At 71.9% G+C, this 25,324-nt stretch carries 21 protein-coding genes, 1 tRNA gene and 1 rRNA gene; 5 read left to right on the top strand and 18 right to left on the bottom strand.

The annotated features are described in order from the left end of the window. A partial coding sequence (locus MLY01S_RS08460; RefSeq protein ID WP_082739985.1) for an adenine phosphoribosyltransferase occupies positions 1-495 on the top strand: 495 nt, incomplete at its 5' end. A gap of 188 nt (positions 496-683) precedes the next feature. Here the strand turns inward: MLY01S_RS08460 and MLY01S_RS08455 are convergent. The 9 genes from MLY01S_RS08455 to MLY01S_RS08415 form a co-directional block, all read right to left on the bottom strand. Beyond that, complete coding sequence (locus MLY01S_RS08455; protein WP_067191134.1) at positions 684-2,090, bottom strand: M28 family peptidase; 1,407 nt, start codon at positions 2,088-2,090, stop codon at positions 684-686. 226 nt (positions 2,091-2,316) lie between these two features. Next, positions 2,317-2,390: transfer RNA gene (locus MLY01S_RS08450), tRNA-Pro, on the bottom strand. 140 nt (positions 2,391-2,530) lie between these two features. Then, complete coding sequence (locus MLY01S_RS08445; protein WP_135103259.1) at positions 2,531-2,986, bottom strand: DUF4825 domain-containing protein; 456 nt, start codon at positions 2,984-2,986, stop codon at positions 2,531-2,533. Positions 2,987-3,059: 73 nt separating this feature from the next. Then, positions 3,060-4,511, bottom strand: coding sequence for a ribosome biogenesis GTPase Der (gene der / locus MLY01S_RS08440; RefSeq protein WP_082739983.1), 1,452 nt, complete (start codon positions 4,509-4,511; stop codon positions 3,060-3,062). A gap of 83 nt (positions 4,512-4,594) precedes the next feature. Next, complete coding sequence (gene cmk, locus MLY01S_RS08435; RefSeq protein ID WP_082739981.1) at positions 4,595-5,383, bottom strand: (d)CMP kinase; 789 nt, start codon at positions 5,381-5,383, stop codon at positions 4,595-4,597. A gap of 1 nt (position 5,384) precedes the next feature. Further along, on the bottom strand, positions 5,385-6,539 hold the full coding sequence (locus MLY01S_RS08430; RefSeq protein WP_067191128.1) for a prephenate dehydrogenase: 1,155 nt from the start codon (positions 6,537-6,539) through the stop codon (positions 5,385-5,387). Beyond that, positions 6,536-7,513: a pseudouridine synthase gene (locus MLY01S_RS08425; RefSeq protein ID WP_067191127.1), complete on the bottom strand. Its 978-nt coding sequence runs from the start codon at positions 7,511-7,513 to the stop codon at positions 6,536-6,538. Before MLY01S_RS08425 ends, MLY01S_RS08430 begins: the two co-directional genes overlap by 4 nt. Before the next feature lie 235 nt (positions 7,514-7,748). After that, positions 7,749-8,609, bottom strand: a complete 861-nt coding sequence (locus MLY01S_RS08420) for a ParA family protein (protein WP_067191142.1) — start codon at positions 8,607-8,609, stop codon at positions 7,749-7,751. Between the two features lie 260 nt (positions 8,610-8,869). Next, positions 8,870-10,822, bottom strand: a complete 1,953-nt coding sequence (locus tag MLY01S_RS08415) for an AMP-binding protein (protein WP_067191125.1) — start codon at positions 10,820-10,822, stop codon at positions 8,870-8,872. A 123-nt stretch (positions 10,823-10,945) separates the two neighbouring features. Here MLY01S_RS08415 and MLY01S_RS08410 point away from each other — a divergent pair, with 123 nt between their 5' ends. From MLY01S_RS08410 to MLY01S_RS08395, 4 genes are all read left to right on the top strand, one after another. Further along, on the top strand, positions 10,946-11,635 hold the full coding sequence (locus tag MLY01S_RS08410) for a GntR family transcriptional regulator (protein WP_067191123.1): 690 nt from the start codon (positions 10,946-10,948) through the stop codon (positions 11,633-11,635). Beyond that, a complete protein-coding gene (locus MLY01S_RS08405) occupies positions 11,632-13,158 on the top strand; it encodes an MmgE/PrpD family protein (RefSeq protein ID WP_067191121.1) in 1,527 nt (508 codons plus the stop codon). Before MLY01S_RS08410 ends, MLY01S_RS08405 begins: the two co-directional genes overlap by 4 nt. Beyond that, positions 13,158-14,096: a methylisocitrate lyase gene (prpB, locus tag MLY01S_RS08400; protein WP_067191119.1), complete on the top strand. Its 939-nt coding sequence runs from the start codon at positions 13,158-13,160 to the stop codon at positions 14,094-14,096. Before MLY01S_RS08405 ends, prpB begins: the two co-directional genes overlap by 1 nt. A gap of 67 nt (positions 14,097-14,163) precedes the next feature. Further along, on the top strand, positions 14,164-15,306 hold the full coding sequence (locus MLY01S_RS08395) for a bifunctional 2-methylcitrate synthase/citrate synthase (RefSeq protein ID WP_067191117.1): 1,143 nt from the start codon (positions 14,164-14,166) through the stop codon (positions 15,304-15,306). 305 nt (positions 15,307-15,611) lie between these two features. Here MLY01S_RS08395 and xerD read toward each other — a convergent pair whose 3' ends face one another. The 9 genes from xerD to rrf form a co-directional block, all read right to left on the bottom strand. Next, positions 15,612-16,619, bottom strand: a complete 1,008-nt coding sequence (gene xerD, locus MLY01S_RS08385) for a site-specific tyrosine recombinase XerD (protein WP_067191113.1) — start codon at positions 16,617-16,619, stop codon at positions 15,612-15,614. After that, positions 16,616-17,341 (bottom strand): NUDIX domain-containing protein, encoded by a 726-nt coding sequence (locus MLY01S_RS08380; RefSeq protein WP_082739887.1) that lies wholly within the window; start codon positions 17,339-17,341, stop codon positions 16,616-16,618. Before MLY01S_RS08380 ends, xerD begins: the two co-directional genes overlap by 4 nt. A 1-nt stretch (position 17,342) precedes the next feature. Further along, entirely contained in the window at positions 17,343-19,040 is a 1,698-nt protein-coding gene (pyrG, locus tag MLY01S_RS08375) for a CTP synthase (RefSeq protein ID WP_067191138.1), read from the bottom strand. 14 nt (positions 19,041-19,054) lie between these two features. Beyond that, positions 19,055-20,809, bottom strand: coding sequence for a DNA repair protein RecN (gene recN / locus MLY01S_RS08370; RefSeq protein WP_067191111.1), 1,755 nt, complete (start codon positions 20,807-20,809; stop codon positions 19,055-19,057). Continuing rightward, positions 20,806-21,885, bottom strand: a complete 1,080-nt coding sequence (locus MLY01S_RS08365; protein ID WP_067191109.1) for an NAD kinase — start codon at positions 21,883-21,885, stop codon at positions 20,806-20,808. The genes recN and MLY01S_RS08365 overlap by 4 nt, the downstream gene beginning before the upstream one ends. Before the next feature lie 81 nt (positions 21,886-21,966). Beyond that, on the bottom strand, positions 21,967-22,761 hold the full coding sequence (locus MLY01S_RS08360; protein ID WP_067191107.1) for a TlyA family RNA methyltransferase: 795 nt from the start codon (positions 22,759-22,761) through the stop codon (positions 21,967-21,969). After that, positions 22,758-23,564 (bottom strand): HAD-IIA family hydrolase, encoded by an 807-nt coding sequence (locus MLY01S_RS08355; protein WP_067191105.1) that lies wholly within the window; start codon positions 23,562-23,564, stop codon positions 22,758-22,760. The genes MLY01S_RS08360 and MLY01S_RS08355 overlap by 4 nt, the downstream gene beginning before the upstream one ends. Continuing rightward, positions 23,564-24,487 (bottom strand): hypothetical protein, encoded by a 924-nt coding sequence (locus MLY01S_RS08350; RefSeq protein WP_067191103.1) that lies wholly within the window; start codon positions 24,485-24,487, stop codon positions 23,564-23,566. The genes MLY01S_RS08355 and MLY01S_RS08350 overlap by 1 nt, the downstream gene beginning before the upstream one ends. Positions 24,488-25,165: 678 nt before the next feature. Next, a 5S ribosomal RNA gene (gene rrf, locus MLY01S_RS08340) occupies positions 25,166-25,282 on the bottom strand. Positions 25,283-25,324 lie beyond the last annotated feature (42 nt).

Raw genomic sequence — 25,324 nt, 5'->3', positions numbered from 1 at the left:
GCCCGCAGCCTGATCGCCCCTGTCCCGGACTTTCCCGAAGAGGGGGTCGTGTTCCAGGACGTCATGCCGCTGCTCACCGACCCGGTGGCCCTGCGCTCCTGTGTGAAGGAGATGCTCGCGCCGTTCATGGGCCGGTTCGACGTGGTCGCCGGGCTCGAGGCCCGTGGCTTCCTGCTCGCCGGCGCGGCCGCGATGGTCGCCGACGTCGGCATGGTCCCGATCCGGAAGGCCGGCAAGCTCCCCCGCCCGGCCGCCGAGGCCTCCTACGACCTCGAGTATGGGCAGGCGACCGTCGAGGTCCAGGCGGACGTGGCCCCCGGCAGCCGGGTGCTCGTCCTGGACGACGTGCTCGCCACCGGCGGTACCCTCAGCGCCGCCCACGAGGTGCTGCGCTCGATCGGCTGCGAGGTGGCCGGCAGCGCCGTGCTGCTGGAGATCCCCTCCCTCGGCGGCCGCACCCGCGTCCCGGACGTGCACGCCGTCTTCGCCGGCTGAGACCGGCACGGTTGGCCGTCGGCCGGACGCCCTCCTCTTCTTCCATTCCACGACGACGGCGCCCCACCTCATCGAGGCGGGGCGCCGTCGCGCTGTGGCAGCGATTCCTCATCACTCCCCCGGATCCTCATCACGCCACGCATGATGAGGATCCGCCTGGATGATGACGGACCGCGACGTCGGGCGGATCAGGCGGTGGCCAGCGCGTAGGCCGCACAGCCCTGGATCTCCATGGAGACCGTCAGGCGGTCCAGCGAGATGTTGCGCGCCACGGTGTCGTCCGAGGAGTGGTACTCGGGCTCGAGGATGAAGCCGTCGCGGTGCAGCCAGCCGAAGTTGCCGGAGTCGACGCCCACCTCGGAGAAGGAGGCGTGGTCCGAGCGGCCCATCTCGAAGACCTCGCCCATGCTGGTGCGGTAGCCGAGGCGGTCGCCCGCGGCCAGGACGGCCCGGTTGACCGGGTTGGAGCGGCCGTGCAGGTCCAGCAGCCAGTACTTCTCCGACGGTTCCCAGCTGGTGGCGACCATGTCGTTGTTGAAGACGCCGCGCAGGCGGTCGCGCTCGGACTGCTCGAGGTTCTGCGCGTGCAGGCGCGAGCCCACCAGGCCCACCTCCTCGGAGCCCCAGAACCCGAAGGAGAGGTCCGTGTGGGTGGGCGCCTTCGCCATGACGCGGGCGAGCTCCAGGCAGACGACGGTGCCGGAGCCGTTGTCGTTCGCGCCGCGGGAGCCGATCACAGAGTCGTAGTGGGCGCCGAGCATGACCCGCTCGCGGGCGGCATGCCGCGGTCCCTTGCGGCCGGCGCGGGTGCCGACCACGTTGGCGCTGCGCGGATTGCGGTACGCGATCGTCTGCAGGGTGACCTCGGCGCCGTCGCCGAGCCCGAGCAGCTGGTGCTTCTGCACCTGGCCGACGCCGACCACCGGGATGTCCACCCGCTCGACGGTGAGCCGCGGGGTGAAGGCGGAGGCCTGGGACGGCGGGGTCGAGTCGGCACGTGTGGCGATGACGGCCACGGCTCCGCGTTCGGCGGCCGCCACGGCCCAGGGGGTCACATCCTCGGATCGGACGGAGATCACGCGCATCACGATGCGTCCGGACAGGTCGGCGGGCAGGTCCCCCGGCGTGCCGGAGTCCACCACCAGGAGGCGACCGGTCACGGTGGCGTCTTGGACGGCCTGTGGGGCCGATCCCACGCCCCAGCCGAAGCGAGTGTCCAGGCCCGCGCCGGAGAGCGTGCCGAGGGTGCGGTCCGGCACGTCGAACCGCTCGACGAGCACGTCGTAGCCGGCGCGGTCCAGCTGGTCGGCGATGTAGTCCGCGGCCTTCGCCTCCTCCGGGGTGCCGGTGTAGCGCTGGCCGACGACCTCGGTGAGGTAGGTCAGGTCGTCGACGGCACGGGCCGGCCGCAGCTGGTTGATGATCTGGCGGTCCTGGCCGGTCAGACGCGGGGCGCGCACGGCGCCGGGGCGCATCGCGTCGACGCCCCAGGCGGGCATCGCGAAGGCGGTGGTGGCGGCACCGACGGCGCCGGCACCCGCGAACGCGAGGAAGGATCGGCGGGACAGGCCGTGGGCAGAGGTGGACGCGGTCATGGGGAGGTCTCCTCGAGGTGGGGTGAGAGTGATACCCATCACACATGATCCGCCCAGGTCGGCGCAATGTCTTACCGAGGAGTCGGTCATGAGCGGACACACCGGCACTTTCGACGCGCAGAGGCGTCGTGCGCCGTGCAGCACCACCCTGCCCGCGTCATGCCGGCCGGCCCAGGAAATGAGAAAGGACCCGCGAGATCGAGATGATCTCGCGGGTCCTATCGGGTCGGGCATGCGGGATTTGAACCCACGACCTCTTGACCCCCAGTCAAGCGCGCTACCAAGCTGCGCCAATGCCCGAGATGTCGTACCGGCATCGCTGCCGGAACGGCACTGGAACACCATACAGCATGAGCGCGCCGTCCCAGGAATCACGTGCAGGCCACTGCCCGTCGCCCGCCGGGAAGAGGCGTCGCCGGCGGCGCAGCCTCGGGCCGGGCTCAGAACGTGTACGTCTCGTCCCCGACCTTGAACTCGACCTGTTCCAGGTTCCTGATGCGCTGCCTCGCCTGCTCCGCCTGCTCGCGCAGCGTCTGCTCCAGCACGGCCGGGTCGGCCTTCAACGCCTCGTCCTTGTACCGGACCTCGAGGACGCCCTGGTCGCCCTTGATGTGGAAGTCCTGGATGTCCTCGGCGCCGGGCATCCGACGGAACATCGCGGTGACCTCGCTGGCGTCTCCCAGCCAGGTGCCCCTGTACTCGTCCAGGCTCGACCAGTCGAACTGCTCAAGCGTCTGCCGGCTCATCTCCTCCAGGCCCTGCAGCGAGGCCCGGGCCTCGTCTGCGCTGTCGGTCAGCTGATCGATCTGGGCGCAGCCGGTCAGCCCGCCGCCCACGGCGAGCGCCGCAGCGGCGAGGAGGACGGCGGGACGGTGTCGGCGGTGGGCGGCGGTCATGGCGACATCGTAGGCGGACATCCTGGACGTCGTCGGGAAGCCACCGGGCCTTCGGGCCCGGTCCGGCGCCGGCTCAGCGGCGGCCGCGCTTCTCCCGCACGCGCATGCCGATCTCGACCGGGGTGCCCTCGAAGCCGAAGGTCTCGCGCAGGCGGCGGATGATGAAGCGGCGGTAGCCCGGGTCCAGGAAGCCGGTGGTGAAGAGCACGAACTTCGGCGGGCGGGAGGAGACCTGGGTGGCGAACAGGATGCGGGGCTGCTTGCCGCCGCGCAGCGGATGCGGGTGGGCCGCCACCAGCTCACCGAGGAAGGCGTTGAGCTTGCCGGTCGGAATGCGGGTCTCCCAGGACTCCAGGGCGGTCTCCAGCGCCGGGACCAGGCGGTCCTTGTGCCAGCCGGTCTTCGCCGAGATGTTCACGCGCGGGGCCCAGGCCACGTGGGCCAGGTCCCGCTCGATCTCCCGCTCGAGGTCGTGGCGGCGGTCCTCGTCCACCTGGTCCCACTTGTTGTAGGCCAGCACAAGGGCACGGCCGGACTCCAGCGCCATCTGGACGATGCGCACGTCCTGCTCGGAGATCACCTGGTTCGCCTCGAGGAGCACCACGGCCACCTCGGCGCGGTCCAGGGCGGACGCGGTGCGCAGGGAGGCGTAGTAGTCCGAGCCGTGGGCCATGTGCTGGCGGCGGCGGATGCCCGCGGTGTCAACGAAGCGCCACAGGCGGCCGCCGAGCTCCACGAGCTCGTCCACCGGGTCGCGGGTGGTGCCGGCCAGGTCGTCCACCACCACGCGATCGGAGCCTGCCAGCTTGTTCAGCAGGGAGGACTTGCCCACGTTCGGACGGCCGATCAGCGCGATCCGGCGTGGGCCGCCGCGCGGCACGAGGCCACCGTAGGCGGACTGCTCCGGAAGCTCCTCCAGGGCGGCGTCCAGCAGGTCTGCGGTGCCGCGGCCGTGGATGGCCGACACCGGGTACGGGTAGCCGAAGCCCAGGGACCACAGCTCGGCGGCGTCGGCCTCCTGCATGGCGTCGTCCACCTTGTTGGCGGCCACGATCACCGGGCGTGCCTTGCGGCGGAGCATGGTCACCACGGCCTCGTCGGTGGCGGTCATGCCCACCGTGGCGTCCACGACGAAGACCACGGCGTCGGCGACGTCCACGGCGAGCTCGGCCTGCTCGGCCACGCGCTTGTGGATGCCCTTGGCGTCGTGCTCCCAGCCACCGGTGTCCACCACGGTGAACACGCGGCCGTTCCACTCGGCCTCGTAGGAGACGCGGTCACGGGTGACGCCGGGGACGTCCTCCACCACGGCCTCGCGGCGGCCGATGATGCGGTTGACCAGCGTGGACTTGCCGACGTTCGGGCGGCCCACGATCGCCAGGACCGGCGGAACCGGCGCGTCCGTGACGTCGTCGGTCTCGTCGTCCCAGCCGGTGAGGAGGGAGGCGTCGTCCTCGTCCAGGTCGTAGTCCTCGAGGCCGGCGCGCAGGGAGGCGGCGCGGGCGTCGGTCTCCTCCTCGGTCATGGAGGCCAGGCGCTCGGCGACCTGGTCCTCGTGCTCGGGGATGTAGTCCTGGCCCTCGTCGGGCAGGGTCCTGTCGTTCTCTCTCACGGGCGGTGTCCTTCCACGGCCGGGGCTCCGGCCTGCAGCTGCACGGCGGCCAGGACGGCCGCGACGGTCTGGTCGAAGTCCAGCTCCGAGGAGTCCACAAGGGTCACACCGTCGGCGGGGCGCTCGAAGCTGGAGTGGGCGGAGTCGGTGCGGTCGCGTCCGGCGACCTGCGCCTTGAGGGTCTCAGCGTCCACGCCGGAGGCGGCTGCGGCGAGCTGTCCGGAGCGGCGGGCCATGCGGACCTGTTCGGAGGCGGTCAGCAGCACGCGGGCCTCGGCGTCCGGGGCCACCACCGTGGTGACGTCGCGGCCCTCGGCCACGATGCGGCCGGCGCGCTCGATCTCCGCGCGCTGGCGGCCCTGCAGGATCTCGCGCACGGGGATGACGCCGGCGACGCGGGACACGACGGCGGTGACCTCGGGGGTGCGGATGGCCTCGGTGACGTCGTGGCCGCCGACGGCGATGTGCTCGGAGTCCGGATCGGTGGACTGGGTCAGCTCCATGCCGCGCACGGCCTCGGTGACGGCGTCGGCGTCGTCGAGGTCCACGCCCTCGTTGACGCAGTGCCAGGCTGCGGCGCGGTACATGGCGCCGGTGTCCAGGTAGACGGCCCCGAGGGAGCGGGCCACCTGCTTGGACACCGAGGACTTGCCGGAGCCGGACGGGCCGTCCACGGCCACCACCAGGCGGCCGGAGGCCACGGGCGCGACGTCGGTCGGAGTCCCGGTGACGTCGACGACGCCGTCCACGGCCGGGCTCGGGGTGGGGTTCGGGTTCTCGGTCATCTCAGACCACCTTCCATCCGCGTTCGGTCAGGGCGGCCGTCAGCTCCTCGCGGCGGCCGGGCAGCACGGAGATCTCCAGCATGCCCACCTCGTGTCCCGAGGCGTGGTCCATGCGCAGGTCCTCCACGTTGACTCCGGCGTCGCCGGTGGCCTGCAGGACCGCGGCGATCTGTCCGGGGGTGTCGTCCACGACGACCGTCACCACGGCGAAGGCCTGCGGAGGGGCGCCGTGCTTGCCGGGGATCCGGGCCTGGCCCGCGTTGCCCTCGGCGATCAGCTGGGCGATGTCGAGCCGCGCACCGGGGGCGTCCGGGGCCTCGAGGGTGCCGATCAGCCGGTCCAGGTCCGCGCGGACCCCGTGGAGGATCTCCACCAGGCGCGTGGCGTTGCCGGCGAGGATCTGCACCCACAGCTGCGGGTCGGAGGCCGCGATGCGCGTGGTGTCCCGCAGGCCGTTGCCCGCCAGGGCCAGCGAGGCGGCCGGGGTCTGCTGCAGCCGGGAGGCCACGAGCGAGGCCGCCACCTGGGGCAGGTGCGAGATCAGGGCGACGGAGGCGTCGTGCTCCCCCGCGTCCATCGTGTGCACCGTGGCGCCGGTCAAGGCCGCGAGCGCCTCAGCGGCCGCGACCGCCTCGGCAGCGGTGTCCGGTTCGGCGCAGACGACCCAGGGCGCGGCGGTGAACAGGGTGCCGCGGGCGGCGACGGGGCCGGACCGCTCTCGTCCGGCCATCGGGTGGGTGCCCACGTAGCGGCTCGCCGACTCCGCGGAGAGCAGCCCCTTCTCGACGGCGGCACGCACGTCCGTCTGCACGCTCGCCTTCACGGACGCGATGTCCATGACCACGGCCTCGGGCCAGCGGAGCAGCGAGTCCACGGCCACACGGCCGGCCACGTCCGGCGGCGCGGCGACGACGACCGTGCCCGGCGTCGTCACGTCCGTGCCCTCGCCAGCACCGGCCCCGGCGACGTCCCCCTCGAGCTCCACGGCCCGACCGGCGCCGATGTCCCGGGCCACGGCGAGCGCGGACGGGGACGGGTCGTGCAGGAGCACCTCGACGCCGCTGCCGCGCAGGGCGAGGCCGATCGAGGTGCCGAGCAGGCCGGTGCCGCGCACCAGCACCGGCTGCGGCAGCGCCGCAGGACCGGCCGTGCTCACAGGCCCACCATCGCCTTGAGGTGGCCGAGCTCCTGGGCGTTCATGACGCGGACGGAGCCCTGCTTCTGGTCGCCGAGCAGGATCGGGCCGATCTTCACACGCACGAGGCGCTCGACCGGGTGGCCGACGGCGTCGAACATGCGGCGGACGATGCGGTTCTTGCCGGAGTGCAGGACGACCTCCACGAGCACGTGGCCCGGGGTGGAGTCCACGAGCTTGAACGAGTCGACCTTGGCCGGTCCGTCCTCCAGCTCCACTCCGGCCCGCAGCTGGTTGGAGACGCCCTTGGGCAGCGGCCCCTTGACCTGGACCAGGTAGGTCTTCGGCACCTCGTAGGAGGGGTGCAGCAGGCGGTTGGCGAGCTCGCCGTCGTTGGTGAGGACCAGCAGGCCCTCGGTGTCGTTGTCCAGGCGTCCCACGTGGAAGAGGTGCTCCTGGCCGGACTTGAGGTAGGTGGCGATGGACGGCCGGCCGTCCGGGTCCACCATGGTGGAGATGACGCCGCGCGGCTTGTTGAAGACGAGGTACTGCTTGGCCACGTCGGTCTGCACGGAGATGCCGTCCACGCGGATCACGGAGGTCTTGGGGTCCACGCGCAGGCCGGGTTCGGTGACGATGACGCCGTCCACCTCCACGCGGCCCTCGGCGATGAGGTCCTCGCAGACGCGGCGGGAGGCGACTCCGGCGGCCGCCATGACCTTCTGCAGTCGCTCCCCGTCCTCGTGGTGGATGCGGCCGAGGTTCTGCTCCGCCGCGCGGGCGGCGCCGGCGCCCTTGCCGCGGCGGGTGCGGCGGGTGCGCGGAGCCTCGTCGTAGAAGTCCGGGGTCGGCTCGTCGCGGCGACGGGGACCGCCCTTCCTCCCCGCGCCCTTGCGGGCGCCGATCTGACGCTGGAAGTCACGCTCCTGGAACGGGCCGCCGCGCTTGCCGACGGCAGGGGTTCGTCCGGAGCCTCGCGGCTTGCGGGAGTTCATGGAAGTCGTGGTCCTTCCTGGTTCGTCCGCTCGCTCGGCGCGGCGCAGTCGGCCGGTCTCGTCGGCCGTGGGCACAGGCTGCGGGCGGTGGTGTCGGTGGGGGCGCCGCGGCGTCGGCCGCCGGGCCCCGGACGCGCGTCGGGCGCACGTCGAACTGCCATTCTCGCAGATCGTCGCGCGCCCGTCGCGGTCTCGCCGGTGTGAGCTTCGGCCCGCCCGGCGGCGGCTCAGCCGGTCACGGCGCCCCGCCGCGGCAGATGAGCTCGCGGGCGAGCTGCCGGTAGGCCTTGGCGCCGTCGTGGTTCTCGGCGAACTGCGTGATCGGGGCGGCGGCCACGGTGGCGTCAGCGAACTTGATGGAGCGCTTGATGACGGTCTCGAAGACCTTGTCCCCGAAGCCGGCCACGAGCGAGCCCACGACTTCCTTGGAGTGGAGGGTGCGCTGGTCGAACATGGTGGCCAGCACGCCGTCGATCTCCAGGTCCGGGTTGAGGCGGTCCTGGACCTTCTCGATGGTCTCCACCAGCAGCGCCACGGCGCGCAGGGCGAAGAACTCGGCGGTCAGCGGGATGATCACGCCGTGGGAGGCGGTCAGGGCGTTGACGGTGAGCAGGCCGAGGGACGGCTGGCAGTCGATGAGGATGACGTCGTACTCGTCCCGCACCTGGCGCAGGGCTCGCTCGAGCACCTGCTCGCGGGCGACCTCGTTGACGAGCTGCACCTCGGCGGCGGACAGGTCGATGTTCGCCGGCAGCAGGTCCATGTTCTCGAACTCGGTCTCGAGGATCGCATCCTTGGCCGAGGTCTTCCGCTCCATGAGCACGTTGTAGACGGTGACGTCGAGCTCGTGGGGGCTGGTGCCGAGCCCTGCGGAGAGGGCTCCCTGGGGGTCGAAGTCCACCATGAGCACGCGGCGGCCGTAGCCGGCCAGGGCCGCACCGAGGTTGATGGTGGAGGTCGTCTTCCCGACGCCGCCCTTCTGGTTCACCATCGAGATGATGCGGGCCGGACCATGGCCCTCGAGCGGGCGCGGCTCGGGGAAGTCGTGCTTGGGCCGTCCGGTGGGGCCCAGGACCGGCTCGCCCTTGATGGTCATCACGGGGATCGGGTCGTACGTCGACACGGGCTGCGACTCCTTCTGCCCGGAACGGCGCGCGGCCGCGGTCCGGGGCGGGTGGCTGGGGCGGCGTCCTCCGCACCTCCTGCACCGGTGCGGTGCCGGGGGCGGTCGGAGCCGTTCTGCTCGGACTCCACAGTAGACCCTGCTCGCGGATCGTGCCGAAGCCGCAGGCCACGACGACGACCCTCGCCTCCGCCGGCCGCGTCCCCCACGCTCCCCGACGAGCCGGTGGCCTGTCAGCCGCGCGGAGAGAGCAACGACTTCAGGTCCTCGAGCACCGAGGCGTCCTCGATGGTCGAGGGCACGGTGTACTCCTCGCCGTCGGCCATCTGCCGCATGGTCTTGCGCAGGATCTTGCCGGAGCGGGTCTTCGGCAGGGCATCCACGATCGCCACGTCGCGAAAGTCGGCCACGGGGCCCACGCCGCGGCGGACGGCCGCTGTGAGCTCGTCGAAGAGCCTGGTCTCCTCCTGTGATCCGGGGTCGGGAGCTGCCACGCCGGACTTGAGGACCACGTAGCCGGAGGGACGCTGTCCCTTGAAGTCGTCGGCAACACCGATCACGCAGCACTCGGCGACCGCCGGGTGCGTGGCGAGTGCGGCTTCGAGCACGCCGGTGGACAGACGGTGGCCGGAGACGTTGATGACGTCGTCCGTGCGGCCCAGGACGAACACGTAGCCGTCGTCGTCCACGATGCCGGAGTCACCGGTGGCGTAGTGGCCTTCGAACGCGGACAGGTAGGAGTCGATGAAGCGCTGGTCGTCGCCCCACAGGCTCTGCAGGGTGCCCGGGGGCATCGGCAGGCGGACGGCGATGTTGCCCTCCACCCCTGCCTCCACCGGTTCGCCCATGCCGTCCAGCACGACCAGGTCGTAGCCCGGTGACGGGACCGAGGCCGAACCGGTCTTCACCGGCAGCAGCTCAAGGCCCACCGGGTTGGCGGCGATGGCCCAGCCCGTCTCGGTCTGCCACCAGTGGTCGACCACCGGGATCTGCAGCAGCCCTTCCGCCCACTTCTGGGTCTCGGGGTCCAGCCGCTCGCCCGCCGCGTAGAGGGTCTTCAGGCAGGAGATGTCGTACTGGTCCTTCAGCTCGCCGTCCGGGTCCGCGCGGCGGATGGCGCGCAGAGCGGTGGGGGCGGTGAAGAAGGACTTCACCCCGTGCTGGGAGATCACGCGCCAGAACGCGCCGGCGTCCGGGGTGCCCACCGGCTTGCCCTCGTAGAGGACGGTGGTGGCACCGGCCAGCAGCGGGGCGTACACGATGTACGAGTGGCCCACGACCCAGCCCACGTCCGAGGCCGTGAACATGACCTCGCCCGGGCCCACGTCGTAGATGTTCTCCATGGTCCAGCGCAGCGCCACGGCGTGGCCGCCGTTGTCCCGGACGACGCCCTTGGGCTTGCCGGTGGTGCCGGAGGTGTAGAGCACGTAGAGCGGGTCGGTGGCCTTCACGTCCACGGGGGCGGCCGGCTCGGCGGCGTCCACGGCCTCGCCCCAGTCCTTCCAGGCGGCGCCGCCGCGGTCGGCGACGTCGGCCAGAGCGGTCTGGAAGCCGTCGCGGTGGTGCACCAGCACGGTGCGGACGGTGTGCCCCGCCTCCTCGAGGGCCTCGGCCACGGCCGGCAGGTACTCCACACGGCGGCGGGGCTCGATGCCGCCGGAGCAGGTGAGGACCACGTCCGGGGCGGCGTCGTCGATGCGGGCGGCCAGCTCCTTGGGGGCGAAGCCGCCGAACACCACGGAATGGACGGCGCCCAGGCGGGCACAGGCCAGCATGGCGATGGGAGCCTCGGCGATCATCGGCAGATAGACCAGGACGCGGTCCCCCTTGCCGACCCCCTCGGCGGCCAGCGCACCGGCGACCGCGGCGACCTTCTCGGTGAGCTGCGCGTAGGTGTACTCGGTGACCTCGCCGGTCATGGCGGAGTCGTGGACGAGCGCGACGGCGTCCCCGCGGCCGGCTGCGACGTGGCGGTCCAGGCAGTTGTAGGCGGTGTTCATCACGCCGTCGGGGAACCAGCGGTACAGGGGCGCGTCGGAGTCGTCGACGGCCGAGGTGGGCGGGGTCGTCCAGTCGATGGCCTGGGCGGCCTCCAGCCAGAAGCCGTCCGGATCGGACAGAGACCGGGCGTGCGCCTCGGCGTACGCGCCGGCCGTGGGGGTGGTGGAAGCATCATGAGTCGCCATACCCTGATCGTAGTGTCCCCACTCACACACGAACAAGGTTCGATGTATACATTTTCTCCATGCGACAGGGAAATGACCCCGGTGGCTTCCCTTACTTCCGTTCGTTCTGTATACACTGGAGTCATGCGAGCAAGTGAGAGGGCGTACCACACGCTCCGGTCCGAGATCCTGGACTGGACGCTGCCGCCCGGCACCGTGCTCGGAGAGGTGGAGCAGGCCGAGCGCCTCGGCATCTCCCGCACGCCTGTGCGGGAGGCCCTCTCCAAGCTGGTCGCCGACGGTCTGGCCGAGCAGGGCGGCGGCCGCGGCGTCCTCGTCGCAGACCTCTCTCTCGAACAGGCCGACCAGCTGTTCGACCTGCGCATCGCCCTCGAGTCCCTGCTCGCCCGCCGCGCCGCCGAGCGCGCCCGGGGCGAGACCGCCGACCGCTTCCGCGCCCTGGCCGAGCGCTTCGCCACGGTGGCCGACGCCCTCGACGCCGGGGCCGACCCCTCGGACTACTACGACATGGCCGGCGACCTGGACGTCGCCCTCGACGAAGCGGCGGCCAATCCCTACCTCGTCTCGGCGCTGCGCACCCTGAGGCTGCACCTGGCCCGACTGCGCCGACTCTCCGCCAACGACCCGGCCCGTCTGGCCGCCTCCGCGGCCGAACACGCGGACATCGCCTCCGCGGTCGCCTCCGGCGCCGGGGACCTGGCCGAGGCCACCACGCGGGTGCACCTGCACCACGCCTTCCGCCACCTGACCAGCCACACGACCCCCGACCACACCGACACACTCTTGACCGCGTCGTCGAAGGAGAACCGATGAAGAACCACGAAGTCCGCGTCTACCGCTCGGAGGAGAACCTCCCCCGTGAGGACCAGCTCGCCTGGAAGCTCGCCGAGGTCGCCGTCGACCCCGTCGAGGTGGAGGCCGAGGTGGAGGAGATGATCATCAACCGCATCATCGACAACGCCTCCGTCGCCGTCGCCTCCCTGAAGCGCGGCCCGATCGTTGCCGCCCGGGCGCAGGCCATGTGCCACCCGGTGTCCGCCAACGGCGAGGGCGCCACCGTCTTCGGCATCGGCCAGAAGGTCTCCCCGGAGTGGGCCGCCTGGGCCAACGGGGTCGCCGTCCGCGAGCTGGACTACCACGACACCTTCCTCGCCGCCGAGTACTCGCACCCGGGCGACAACATCCCGCCGATCCTGGCCGTCGCCCAGCACGCCGGCCGCTCCGGCAAGGACCTGGTCCGCGGCATCGCCACGGGCTACGAGGTCCAGGTCGACCTCGTCAAGTCGATCTGCCTGCACAAGCACAAGATCGACCACGTGGCCCACATCGGCCCGTCGGCCTCCGCCGGCATCGGCACCCTGCTCGGCCTGGACACCGAGACCATCTTCCAGGCGATCGGCCAGGGCCTGCACACCACCACCGCCACCCGCCAGTCGCGCAAGGGCGAGATCTCGACGTGGAAGGCCCACGCCCCGGCGTTCGCCGGAAAGATGGCCGTCGAGGCCGCCGACCGCGCCATGCGCGGCCAGACCTCCCCGGTCCCGATCTACGAGGGCGAGGACGGCGTCATCGCCTGGATGCTCGACGGCCCGGACGCCCGCTACGAGGTCCCGCTGCCGGAGAAGGGCGAGCCCAAGCGCGGCATCCTGGACACCTACACCAAGGAGCACTCCGCCGAGTACCAGGCCCAGGCCTGGATCGATCTGGCCCGCAAGCTCCACAAGGAGCACCCGGAGGCCACCGACCCGAAGAACGTGGAGTCGGTGCTCATCAAGACCTCGCACCACACCCACTATGTGATCGGCTCGGGCGCGAACGATCCGCAGAAGTACGACCCGACGGCCTCCCGCGAGACCCTCGACCACTCGATCCCGTACATCTTCACCGTGGCCCTGCAGGACGGCACCTGGCACCACGTGGACTCCTACGCCCCGGAGCGCGCCGGCCGCGAGGACACCGTCGCCCTGTGGCACAAGGTGACCACCGTGGAGGACCCGGAGTGGACCCGCCGCTACCACTCGATGGACCTGGACGAGAAGGCCTTCGGCGGCGCCGTGGAGATCACGCTCGCCGACGGCACCGTCATCACCGACGAGATCGCCGTGGCCGACGCCCACCCGCTGGGCGCCCGTCCGTTCGCCCGTGAGCAGTACATCCAGAAGTTCCGCACCCTGGCCGAGGGCATCGTGACCCCGGAGGAGCAGGACCGGTTCCTGGACGCCGTGCAGCGCCTGTCCGAGCTCAAGGCCGGCGAGCTGGACCAGCTCAACGTCAAGGCCGACCCGGCCTGGCTGACGGAGCAGGACCTGGCCGACGCCCCGAAGGGACTGTTCTGATGCTGTACTCCACGCTCACCGCCGAGCAGAAGCGCAAGAACCTGCGCGCGACGCTCGCCGAGGGCGGCGCCGCCCAGTTCCCGGGCGCGTTCACCCCGCTCACCGCGCGGCTGATCGAGGAGAAGGGCTTCCCCGGTGTCTACATCTCCGGTGCCGTCCTGGCGAACGAGCTGGGCCTGCCGGACGTCGGCCTGACCACCCTCACCGAGGTCGCCGCCCGCGGCGGCCAGATCGCCCGCCTCACGGACCTGCCCTGCATCATCGATGCGGACACCGGGTTCGGCGAGCCGATGAACGTGGCGCGCACCGTCCAGGAGCTCGAGGACGCCGGCCTGGCCGGCTGCCACATCGAGGACCAGTTCAATCCGAAGCGCTGCGGCCACCTGGACGGCAAGAACATGGTGGACCTGGAGACCGCGGTCAAGCGCATCCGCGCCGCCGTGGACGCCCGCCGTGATCCGAACTTCCTCATCATGGCGCGCACCGACCTGCGCGCCGTGGAGGGCCTGGACGCGGCCATCGCCCGTATGAAGGCCCTTGTGGAAGCCGGCGCCGACGCGATCTTCCCCGAGGCCCTCAAGGACCTCGGCGAGTTCGAGACCGTCTGCAGGGAGCTGAAGCCCCTCGGCGTCCCGGTCCTGGCGAACATGACCGAGTTCGGCAAGTCGGAGCTGTTCACCCGCGACCAGCTCGCCGACGTCGGCGTGGCCATGGTGATCTACCCCGTGACCCTGCTGCGTTCCTCGATGGGCGCCTCCGAGCGCGTGCTCGACGCGATCCGCACCGAGGGCACCCAGCAGTCGCAGGTGGACCAGATGCTCACCCGTGCGCGTCTCTACGAGCTCGTGGACTACGAGGCGTACAACCAGTTCGACACCGGGATCTTCAACTTCGAGGTCCCGACGCTCGACATCGAGTCCAACAACGCCAACCTCTGAACCACCCCCGCCGGCGGCGCGGCACCCCCACGCCGCGCCGCCGGCCGTTCCCCCAAGGAGGGACACCATGTCTGACGAGATCAAGAAGGGCCTTGCCGGCGTCGTCGTGGACTACACGGCGATCTCCAAGGTGAACCCGGAGACCAACTCCCTGCTCTACCGCGGCTACCCGGTGCAGGACCTCGCCGCGAACCTGCCGTTCGAGGCCGTCGCCCTGCTGCTGTGGACCGGCGACCTGCCCACCGAGGACGAGCTCAAGCAGTTCCAGGAGTTCGAGCGCGCACACCGCGCCCTGGACCCGAACGTGAAGCAGGCCATCGACCTGCTGCCGACCGACTGCCACCCGATGGACGTGGGCCGCACCGCGGTCTCCGTGCTGGGCGCGAACCACCCGAAGGCGGAGGACTCCTCCCCGGAGGCCGAGCTGGAGAAGGCCAAGGCCCTCTTCGCCGCGTTCCCGGCGGTCGTTGCCTACGACCAGCGCCGGCGCCGCGGCCAGGACGTCGTGGAGCCGAACGCGGATCTGGACTACTCCGCGAACTTCCTGTGGATGACCTTCGGTGAGGAGCAGCCGGAGGAGGTCGTCGACGCGTTCCGCGTGTCGATGGTCCTCTACGCGGAGCACTCCTTCAACGCGTCGACCTTCACCGCCCGTGTGATCACCTCGACCCTGTCCGACCTGCACTCGGCCGTGACCGGCGCCATCGGCGCCCTCAAGGGCCCGCTGCACGGCGGCGCGAACGAGGCGGTCATGCACACCTTCGACGAGATCGGCATCCGCAAGGAGGAGTCTCGCGAGGACGCCGCCGGCCGCGCGAAGGCCTGGATGGAGGACGCCCTGGCGCAGAAGAAGAAGATCATGGGCTTCGGCCACCGCGTCTACAAGAACGGCGACTCCCGTGTACCGACCATGAAGGCCGCCCTGGACCGCATGATCGCCCACTACGGCCGCGACGAGATGCTCGGCCTGTACGACGGCCTCGAGGCCGCCATGGGCGAGGCCAAGGACATCAAGCCGAACCTGGACTATCCGGCCGGTCCGACCTATCACCTGATGGGCTTCGACACCGAGATGTTCACGCCCATCTTCATCGCCTCCCGCATCACCGGCTGGACCGCGCACATCATGGAGCAGCGTGCCTCCAACGCCCTGATCCGCCCCCTGTCCGAGTACAACGGTCCGGACCAGCGCGAGCTGCCGAACGGCTGACCGCTCGCATCTCGGACCGCCCGCGGTCGGCCTCCTGGAGCGCCGGCTGCGGGCGGTTCGTCGTCAGGGACGCACGGTGCGGGCGGCGCGGAGTGCGAGGACGGTTGCCGGCACTGACGCCGCAGCGCCGGTGAGGGCCGCCAGGGCACAGACTCCTGGCCGCCCTTGCCCCGTCCGGCGCAGCAGTGTCTCCTCGACGAGTGGGATCCTGCTGCCCGTGACCAGTTCCTCCACGTTGTGCACGGCGAACACCGCGAGCAGGACGTGCCCGTCGTGCCCCGTCATCGCCCGACGCCCCATCCGGCTCACCGGGCCCGCGGGTGGGCCGAGGCGTAGACCTCCCGAAGGGTGTCCACGGTGACGAGCGTGTAGACCTGCGTGGTGGTCACCGAGGCGTGGCCGAGCAGCTCCTGGACCACCCGGACATCGGCGCCGCCGGAGAGCAGGTGGGTGGCGAAGCAGTGGCGCAGGGTGTGCGGCGAGACCTCGGCGGTGATCCCGGCGCGCTCGGCGGCGCTGCGGATGACGGCCCAGGCGGACTGCCGGGACAGCCGGCCGCCGCGGGTGTTCAGGAACAGGGCCGGCGTGGACGTCGTCGCCCCGGCCAGCAGTGCGGGGCGGCCACGGACGAGGTAGGCGTCCAGGGCGGAGGCGGCGTAGCGGCCGACCGGGACCACGCGCTCCTTCGAGCCCTTGCCGAACAGACGGACGACGGGCTGGCCCGACGCGGGGCCGTCGTCGTGGTGGGCGGATCCGGTGCTCTCGGACAGGGCGGCGGTGATGCCCACGACGTCGTCCACGTCCAGGCCCACGGTCTCGGAGACGCGGGCGCCGGTGCCGTAGAGGAACTCCAGCAGCGCGCGGTCCCGCAGGCCCGTGGGGGTGTCCTCGGAGCAGGCCTCGAGCAGCGCGGTGGTCTCCTCGATGCTCAGCGCCTTGGGCAGCCGGCGGCCGGGCTTCGGCGGGGAGACGGCGCGGGCGGGGTCGTCCGCCGCAAGGCCCTCGAGGGCCCAGAACCGATGGAGGCCGCGGACGGCCACGAGCACCCGGGCGGCGGAGCGGACGGCCAGCGCGGCGCCGCCGTCCCCGCCGGTGGACAGCGCCTGCAGGAAGCCGGTGACGTGGCCGGTGGCCACGTCCTCCGGCGCGGTCACTCCGGAGGCCGTCAGCCAGCGCAGGTAGCGGTCCAGGTCACGGCGGTAGGCGGCGAGGGTGTTCGCGGACCTGCCCTTCTCGACCGTGAGGTGGTCGAGGAACCTCCGGACGGCGTCGGTCAGCTCGGCGGAGGGTGCCGCGGCGTCCTCGGTGCTCATCCCCGTGGGTCGTCCTGGCGGCCGGGCACGAAGGGCGCGTCCACGGGACGCAGCCGCCGCCAGCCACGGGCGCGGTGGGCGTGCAGGGCCAGGACCGCGACGACGGCCTGCGGGTTGTGGATGCGCCCGTCCAGGACGGCGTCGGTCACCTCGTCCACGGCGATCCAGGCCAGCGGCATATGGGCCTCCTCCTCCGTGCGGGTGAACCGCTCGCCCTCCGGGACCTCCTCCACCTGGCGGGCCAGGAAGACGCGGATGGCCTCGGTGGAGCCGCCGGGGGTGGTGAAGAAGTCGACCAGGGTGTGCCATTCTCGGGCGCGCAGGTCGGCCTCCTCCCACAGCTCGCGGACGGCCACCTGGTGCAGGTCTTCGCCCTTCTTGTCCCGCAGCCCGGCGGGGATCTCCCAGAGCTCCATGCCGACCGGGTGGCGGTACTGGCGGAGAAGCGCGACCTGCTCCTGCGGACCGGCGGAGGTCATGGCGGTGCGGGTGGCCAGGACGGCGACGGCACCGGGATGGATCAGGACCTCGCGGACGATCGGATCGGCGTCCTTGTCCTTGGGGTCCATGCGGAACGTCTCCCGCTCCACGTCCCACACCCTGCCCTCGAAGACGGTCTTGGCCTTCTTGACCCTGCGCGGTGCGTGGACGTCGCGCAGCGGCGCACGCCCGCGGCGGCGGTTCTCGTCGGCGGCCGCGTCCGGCTGCGGCTTCGGTGCCATCTCAGGCGTCCTGCCGGTTGTCGAGGACGGCCTGGACCAGTCCGGCGAACAGCGGGTGGGCGTTCGTCGGGCGGGACTTGAACTCCGGATGCGCCTGGGTGGCGATGTAGTACGGGTGCTGGTCCCTGGGCAGCTCCACGAACTCCACGAGGGAGCCGTCCGGGGAGGTGCCGGAGAAGACCAGCCCGGCCTCCTCGAGCTCCCCGCGGTAGCGGTTGTTCACCTCGTAGCGGTGGCGGTGGCGTTCGGTGACCTCGCTGGTGCCGTAGGCCTCGGCGGCGACGGAGCCGGGGACCAGGGTCGCCGGGTAGGAGCCCAGGCGCATGGTGCCGCCGAGGTCGCCCTCGCCGGCCACGATGTCCTTCTGCTCGGCCATGGTGGCGATCACGGGGTGGTCGGTGTCCTGGTCGAACTCGGTGGACTGTGCGTCGGCCCAGCCGAGCACGGTGCGGGCGTACTCGATCACCATGGCCTGCAGGCCGAGGCAGAGGCCGAGGGCCGGCAGGCCGTGCTCGCGGGCGTGTCTCAGGGCGCCCACCTTGCCGTCCACGCCGCGGATGCCGAAGCCGCCGGGGACGCAGATCGCGTCCACACCGGCCAGCGCCTGGGCGGCGCCCTCCGCGGTCTCGCACTCGTCCGAGGGGACCCAGCGGATGCTGACGCGGGCCTGGTGGGCGAAGCCGCCGGCTCGCAGGGCCTCGGTGACGGACAGGTACGCGTCCGGCAGGTCGATGTACTTGCCGACCAGGGCGATCTCGACCTGGTGCCTCGGCTCGTGGACGGCCTCCATGAGCGTGTCCCACCGGGTCCAGTCCACGTCCTTGAACTTCATGTCCAGGGCCTGCACGGCGTAGGCGTCGAGACCCTGGGCGTGGATGGTCTTCGGGATGTCGTAGATCGACGGCGCGTCGGGGCAGTTGATGACGGCGTCGGCTGGCACGTCGCACATGCGAGCGATCTTGCCGCGCACATCCTCCGGGACCTCGCGGTCCGAGCGGAGGACGATCGCGTCCGGCTGGATGCCGATGCTGCGCAGGGAGGCCACGGAGTGCTGGGTCGGCTTGGTCTTCAGCTCGTGCGACGGGCCGATGTACGGCACCAGGGACACGTGCAGGAAGAAGACGTTCTCCCGGCCGATGTCCTGGCGGACCTGGCGGGCGGCCTCGAGGAACGGCTGGGATTCGATGTCGCCGACGGTGCCGCCGATCTCGGTGATGATCACATCCGGGGCCTGCTTCCCCTCCGCCGGGGCGGCGGGAAGGCGCATACGGCGGCAGATCTCGTCCGTGATGTGCGGGATGACCTGGACGGTGTCGCCGAGGTACTCGCCGCGGCGCTCCTTGGCGATCACGGTGGAGTAGACCTGACCGGTGGTGACGTTGTTGACACCGTCGAGGTCCTCGTCGAGGAAGCGCTCGTAGTGGCCGATGTCGAGGTCCGTCTCGGCCCCGTCCTCGGTGACGAACACCTCGCCGTGCTGGAACGGGTTCATGGTCCCGGGATCGACGTTGAGGTACGGGTCGAGCTTCTGCATCACCACGCGGAGGCCGCGAGCGCGGAGCAGGTGGCCGAGCGACGACGCGGTGAGGCCCTTGCCGAGAGAGGACGCCACGCCACCGGTGACGAAGATCTGGCGGGTGACCGCGCTGGACTTCTGAAGACGAGAATGACGTTGCACCACGGAATTCGAGCGTACCACCGGGCGCGGCCCGTTCACCCCTGGTGTCCCTGTGGACCCTGGGCCAGCAACTCCCGGGCGTGCGCGCGGGCGGCGGTGGAGTCCGCGTGCCCGGCCAGCATGCGTGCCAGCTCCTCGATCCGCTCGTCCGCGTCCAGGACCTTCACGTCCGAGGTGGTGACGCCGGCGTCCGGGTCCGAGTTCTTGCGCACGTGCACGTGGCGGTCCGCGCAGGCGGCGACCTGCGGCAGGTGGGTGACGCAGATGACCTGCACGTGTTCGGCGAGCCGGGCCAGCCGGGCGCCGATGGCCACCGCGGCCTCGCCGCCCACGCCGGCGTCCACCTCGTCGAAGACGAAGGTCGGGACGGGGTCGGTGGCGGCCAGGACCACCTCGAGGGCGAGCATCACGCGGGAGAGCTCGCCGCCGGAGGCGCCCTTGCCCAGGGGTCGTGGCTCGGCGCCGGCGTGGGGGCGCAGCAGCAGGGCCACCTCGTCCGCGCCGTGCGGGCCGTACTCCCCCTCCGGCAGCGGGGTGAGCCCCACATGGAAGGAGGCGTCCGGCATGAACAGCGCGTGCAGCTCCTCGGTGACCTGTTCCTCCAGGCGCGCGGCGGCCTGGCTGCGCAACCGCCGCAGGGCGGCGGCCCGCTCGGCGACCTCGGCGCCGGAGGACTCGATGAGCGCGGCGAGTCCGTCCAGGCGGTCGGTGTCCCCCTGCAGCTCGTCGAGGCGCGGACGCTCCCGCTCGGCCCAGGCGATCACGTCGGACAGCTCCGGGCCGTAGAGTCGCTGCAGCCGGGTGAGCTCGGCCAGGCGCGCCTGGGCCGCGTCGAGGTCGCCTTCGGCATCCGCGTCCAGGTCGGCCTGGTACCGGGCGATGTCGCCGGCGATGTCGTTGAGCACCACGGCTGCCTCCCCGAGCCGGCGGGCGGCCTCGTCCAGCTCCTCCTCCTCGCCGGGGGCGGCCAGCAGCTCCTGGCGGGCGGACTCCACGAGGGCGATCGCCCCGGGCACCTCCTGCCCCGCGTCCGGGTCGGCGCCGGAGAGGCGGCCGTAGGCACCGGCGGCGGTGGCCCGCAGCTGCTCGTGGTCCTCCAGCCGGCGGATCCTGGCACGGACGGCCTCGTCCTCTCCCGGTTCCACGGCGGCCTCGTCGATCTCCTCGAGGCTGCGCTGCAGGGCGTCCGCCTGACGGGCGCGTTCCTGGAGGGCGGCGGTGAGCTCGGCGTGCTCAGCGGTCGCGCCCTTCCAGCGCGCGTGTGCGGTGCGGTAGGCGGCGAGCTCGGCGGCGAGCTCCTCCCCCGCGAACGCGTCCAGGGCCCGGCGCTGGGCTCCGGCGGACCGCAGGCGCAGCTGGTCGGCTTGGCCGTGCACGGCCACCAGGTGGGCGCCCACCTCGCTGAGCAGGCTCACGGGGGCCGAACGGCCGCCGACGGCCGCCCGGGAGCGGGTGCCGCCCCCGTCGGAGGTCGTGGCCACGGTGCGGTTCAGGACCAGGTCCACCGGGCCGTCGTCGTCCTCCGCCTCCACCACGGCGCCGGCCGCCTCGGCGAGGCTGAGCGCACGGCTGTCGGCGGATACGCGCAGGCCTGCGTCCACGACGGCGCGCCGGGCGCCGTGGCGGACGGTGCCCGCGTCGGCGCGGCGGCCCAGCAGCAGGCCGAGGGCGGTGACGACCATCGTCTTGCCGGCGCCGGTCTCCCCCGTGACGACGGTGAAGCCGGGGTCCAGCTCCACGTCCGCGGCGGAGATGACGCCGAGGTCGGCGATGCGCAGGTACTCGATCACGGGCGGTCCTCCGTGGATGACGACGGCCCCCTCTGCCCGCGCAAGTCGACCACCGGCAGCGCCGCGGTGGCCGGCGGCACGACGACCGGACGGGGGGCCGCGTGACGTGGCTCGACGGTCTCGACGGCGGTGCGGGTCGCCTCCGCACGGTCCTCACCGGTGACGGGACCGCGCCAGCCCTCGGTGGGCAGCTGGAACTTGCGCACGAGGCGTTCGGAGAACGGGGTCAGGGACAGACGGGCCAGGCGCACCGGCTCAGCGGAGCGGGAGACCTCGATGCGTGCCTCCGGCGGCAGCTCGACCGTCCGGCGGCCGTCGCACCAGAGGACGCCGTTCTCGTTCGTCCGTGTGAGCACGTCCACGGTGAGCGTGGACGCCGGACCCACCACGAGCGGGCGGGAGAAGAGCGTGTGGGCGCTGATCGGCACGCAGAGCAGGGCCTCCACGCCGGGCCACACGACGGGCCCGCCGCCGGAGAAGGCGTAGGCGGTGGAGCCGGTGGGCGTGGCCATGACGACGCCGTCGCAGCCATAGGAGGACAGCGCGTGATCGTCCACGGAGACCACCACCTCGAGCATGCGCTCGCGGCTGGACTTCTCCACGGAAGCCTCGTTGAGGGCCCAGGTGCGGGCGACCTGGCGCCCTGCGACCTTGACCACCACGTCCAGGGCCATGCGCTCGTCCACGGTGTACCGCTCGCCCGCGACGGCCTCGACGGTGTGCTGCAGGTCGGTGCGCTCGGCCTCGGCCAGGAAGCCGACGTGCCCGAGGTTCACCGCGACCAGCGGAACCTGCGAGCCGCGCACGAGCTCGGCGGCGCGGAGCACGGAGCCGTCGCCGCCCAGGACGAGGCCGATGCTGATGTCCGCAAGGCTGCAGTCCCGCCCGAGGATCTCGGGGGCGAAGTCCTCGGCGCCGGGGGCGAGCTCGCGGACGGCGGCCTCATCGGTGTCGAGGAGGACGGCGCGCAGCCCGGCGTCCTCCAGCATGTCGACGGCCTGCAGGGCGGCGGCGATCGCGTCCTGGCGGCCGGTGTGGGCGAGCACGAGGGCGCGGCGCGGCGCGGTGGCGGACATGGGTTCCTCCCGGACGTGTCTCACCGACGGCCGGCGGGCCGACGGCGCGGTCGTCCCAGCATAGTCAGCGGGGCTGACCCCTCAGGCCCAGTCCACATCGGCATGACCCGGGACGTCTTCGAGGACGGCGGAGGCGGGCGCGTCCGTGCGCCGCAGGTGCAGGAAGAACTCGACGTTGCCGTCCTGCCCGGGCAGCCCGGAGCGGGCCAGTCCCCGCGGGGCCAGTCCGGCGGCCGCGGCCGCCTCCAGCACCCCCGCCACCGCACGACGACGGTCGGCCGGGTTCGTCACGACGCCCGACTTCGGCAGGGCGGCCTTGCCCACCTCGAACTGCGGCTTGACCATGAGCAGCAGGTCCGCGCCGTCGACGCAGACGCCGGCAAGGGCGTCCACCACCAGGCGCAGGGAGATGAACGACAGATCGGAGACGACCAGCTCCACGGGACCGTCGACGTCCTCCGGCACGAGGGTGCGCACGTTCAGCCATTCCCGGACGAGGACGCGGTCATCGGTGCGCAGCACCTCATGGAGCTGGCCGTGGCCGACGTCCACCGCCGCGACGTGGGCGGCGTCCCGTTCCAGGAGGACGTGGGTGAAGCCGCCGGTGCAGGCGCCGGCGTCGAGACAGCGGCGCCCGGCCACGGCGACGTCCGGAAAGGCGTCCAGGGCGCTGACGAGCTTGTGCGCGGCCCGGGAGACGTACCGTGGACCGTCGTCGGCCACGGTGAGTGCCGTCGTCGGCAGGACGCGCTGGGAGGCCCGGGCGACGGGTCTGCCATCGGCGAGGACGAGGCCGGACTTGATGAGGGCGGCCGCCTCGGTGCGGGATCGGGCGAGACCGCGCTCGGCCAGCGCCACGTCTGCGCGGACCCTCACCGGTCGATCTCGGCGGCCAGTGCCGTCATGTCGTCGACGATCCAGCCGGGGCGGTCGGCCTCCCGGGCCTGTTCCGCCGACTGGCGGGTGTCGATGCCGGTGAGCACCATGACCGTGTCGAAGCCCGCGGCGTTTCCGCCGCGGATGTCCGTGTCCAGGCGGTCCCCCACGACCAGCGGATTCACCAGCCCGAGCTCACGGGCAGCGGTCTGGAACAGGTGGGGCTCCGGCTTGCCGGCCGCTACCGGGCAGGTGCCCGTCGCGTGGGAGACCGCTCCGACGAGGGCGCCGTTGCCGGGTGCCACGCCTTCGGCGCGCGGGATGGACAGGTCCAGGTTCGTGGCGATCCACACGGCCCCGGCGTTGACGGCGTAGGCGGCTTCCGCCAGCTGTGCCCATCCGACCGACGGGTCGAACCCCTGGACGACCGCGTCGGGACGGTCGGATGCCGAGCAGACGACGCGGTATCCCGACTCCCCGAGCAGGCCGGCCAGGTAGTCCGAGCCGACCGCCAGCACGCTCGCGCCGGCCGCCACGTGCTGCCGCAGCAGCGCGACACCGGCCTGGGCCGAGCCGAAGACGTGCTCGGCGTCGGTGGGGACGCCGAGGTCTCGCAGGTGGTCCGCCACGGTCTGCGGGGACCGCGAGGCGTTGTTCGTGACGAAGGCGACCGGGATGCCTGCCTCGATGAGCGCGGCCAGGGACTCGACGGCCCCGGGGATGGCACCGGCGCCGGCGTAGACCACGCCGTCGAGGTCGCAGAGCAGGCCGTCGTGACCGTGGAAGAACCGCGCAGTGGACATCAGTCACGCTCCGACGGGTCCACGGCGCCGTCCTGCGCGTGCACGGCATCCTCAGCGGCGTCCGCGTCGGTGCCATCCTCAGCGACGTCCGCGTCGGTGCCATCCTCAGCGACGTCCGCGTCGGTGCCATCCTCAGCGACGTCCGCGTCGGTGCCATCCTCAGCGACGTCCGCGTCGGTGTCTGAGACGGCTTCCTTGCCTGCCGCCTCGGGTTCTGCACGGGCGGCGCGCTCGGCGTCCTGGGCGGCACGGCGCTCGGCTCGCTCCTCCTCGGACGGGCCGGTGTCGATGTCCACGATGTCAGGGTCGGCGAAGCTTCCCATGCCGAGGGCCTTCTCTGCGACGCGCACGTAGTGCTGCCACTGACGAGACTCCTTCTCCTGGCCGAGGGCGGAGAGCACGTCAGCGTAGCGCTGGAACAGGCGCGGAGAGAAGGGGTACCCGCGGCGACGGTCGAGCTCAGGAATCTCCAGCGCCTTGCGCGCGGCGTCGAGGTCGCCGATGTCCTCGTAGGCTCCGGAGAGCACCATGACCAGTTCGACGCGGGCGTCCCGGTCCAGCGTGGCCATGTCGATCTCGGACGCCAGCTTCACGGCCTTCTCGGAGCGGCCGAGGGCGCGCTCGCAGTCGAGCTGCGCAGCGATGTGGGTCTCGTCGCCGGTGATGCGGCGGTAGGTCCGGAACTCACGGAGCGCTTCGTGCCATTCGCCGGCGACATACGCGGTCAGTGCGACCGCCTCGCGGACACAGGCCAACCGACCGCCGCGCCGGCTGGCGGCCAGCGCATGCTGGAAGGCCTGGGCAGGGTCGTCGTACATGAGACGGCCGGCCATCACGAGGTGCTTGGAGACCCAGGCTGCCTGCTTCTCGTCCAGACCCTGGACCTGCTTGAGCGTAGCTCGGTCGAGTTCCTTGCCGGTCACATCCTCGTCGATGTCAGGAGAACGCCCCTGGTCCACACGGTTGGAGGCGCGCAGGTCCTTGGGATTGTGCGGCGGCTTGCCGGACGTGGACTTCTCAACACGGCCCCTCCCTGCGCCGGCGCGCCCGTGGCGCCCAGGCCGCCCCCCACGGCGCTCGTCGTCACGACGACGCTCTCCGCCGGCACGGGCACCTGATCCGCCGCGTGTGCCGACGTCGCCGTCGAGACGACCCTCACCGCCCTGCCCGCGGCCACCACGATGAGGACGGCCCGACCGCAGGGGACGGCCCTGGCCCGAACCACGGCGCCGCCCGTTCTGGGCCCCTCCCCCGTCACGATCGTCATGACGGTGCTCGGATCGGTGGTCCCGGTCACGGGAGTCGCTCATACAGGGGTCCTTACTACTCGAGGGAAGAATGCTGGAGCCGCCCACGCACACAGCGGATCGACTTCCCATCGTACGACGAGAAGGCCAGGGCAGCCTCCGCCAGAGACAGCGGTGGGCACTGGTCCAGCCGGCACCGGCAAGAGAAGGCCCCGCGCACCAACACACCACGCCCACATACACCCGAACGCCGCACCCACACGGCAGCCCCGCACAAAAACGGGAAACCACGGCACACAAAAAAAAGGGGAGGCCCCGTACCACACAGGTACGGGGCCTCAACCCACAAAGAATGTCCGGCGGCGACCTACTCTCCCACAACCTCCCGGTTGCAGTACCATCGGCGCTGTGGGCCTTAGCTTCCGGGTTCGGAATGGAACCGGGCGTTTCCCCCACGCTATGACCGCCGTAACCCTAGAACCACACCCCCAACACCCAAACAACGGCAAAAAA

Source organism: Micrococcus lylae NBRC 15355, from assembly GCF_001570885.1.
In the GTDB taxonomy this organism is placed as follows: domain Bacteria; phylum Actinomycetota; class Actinomycetes; order Actinomycetales; family Micrococcaceae; genus Micrococcus; species Micrococcus lylae.
Note: the sequence above shows the minus strand (reverse complement) of the source record. Positions and strands in the feature narration are given on the sequence as shown.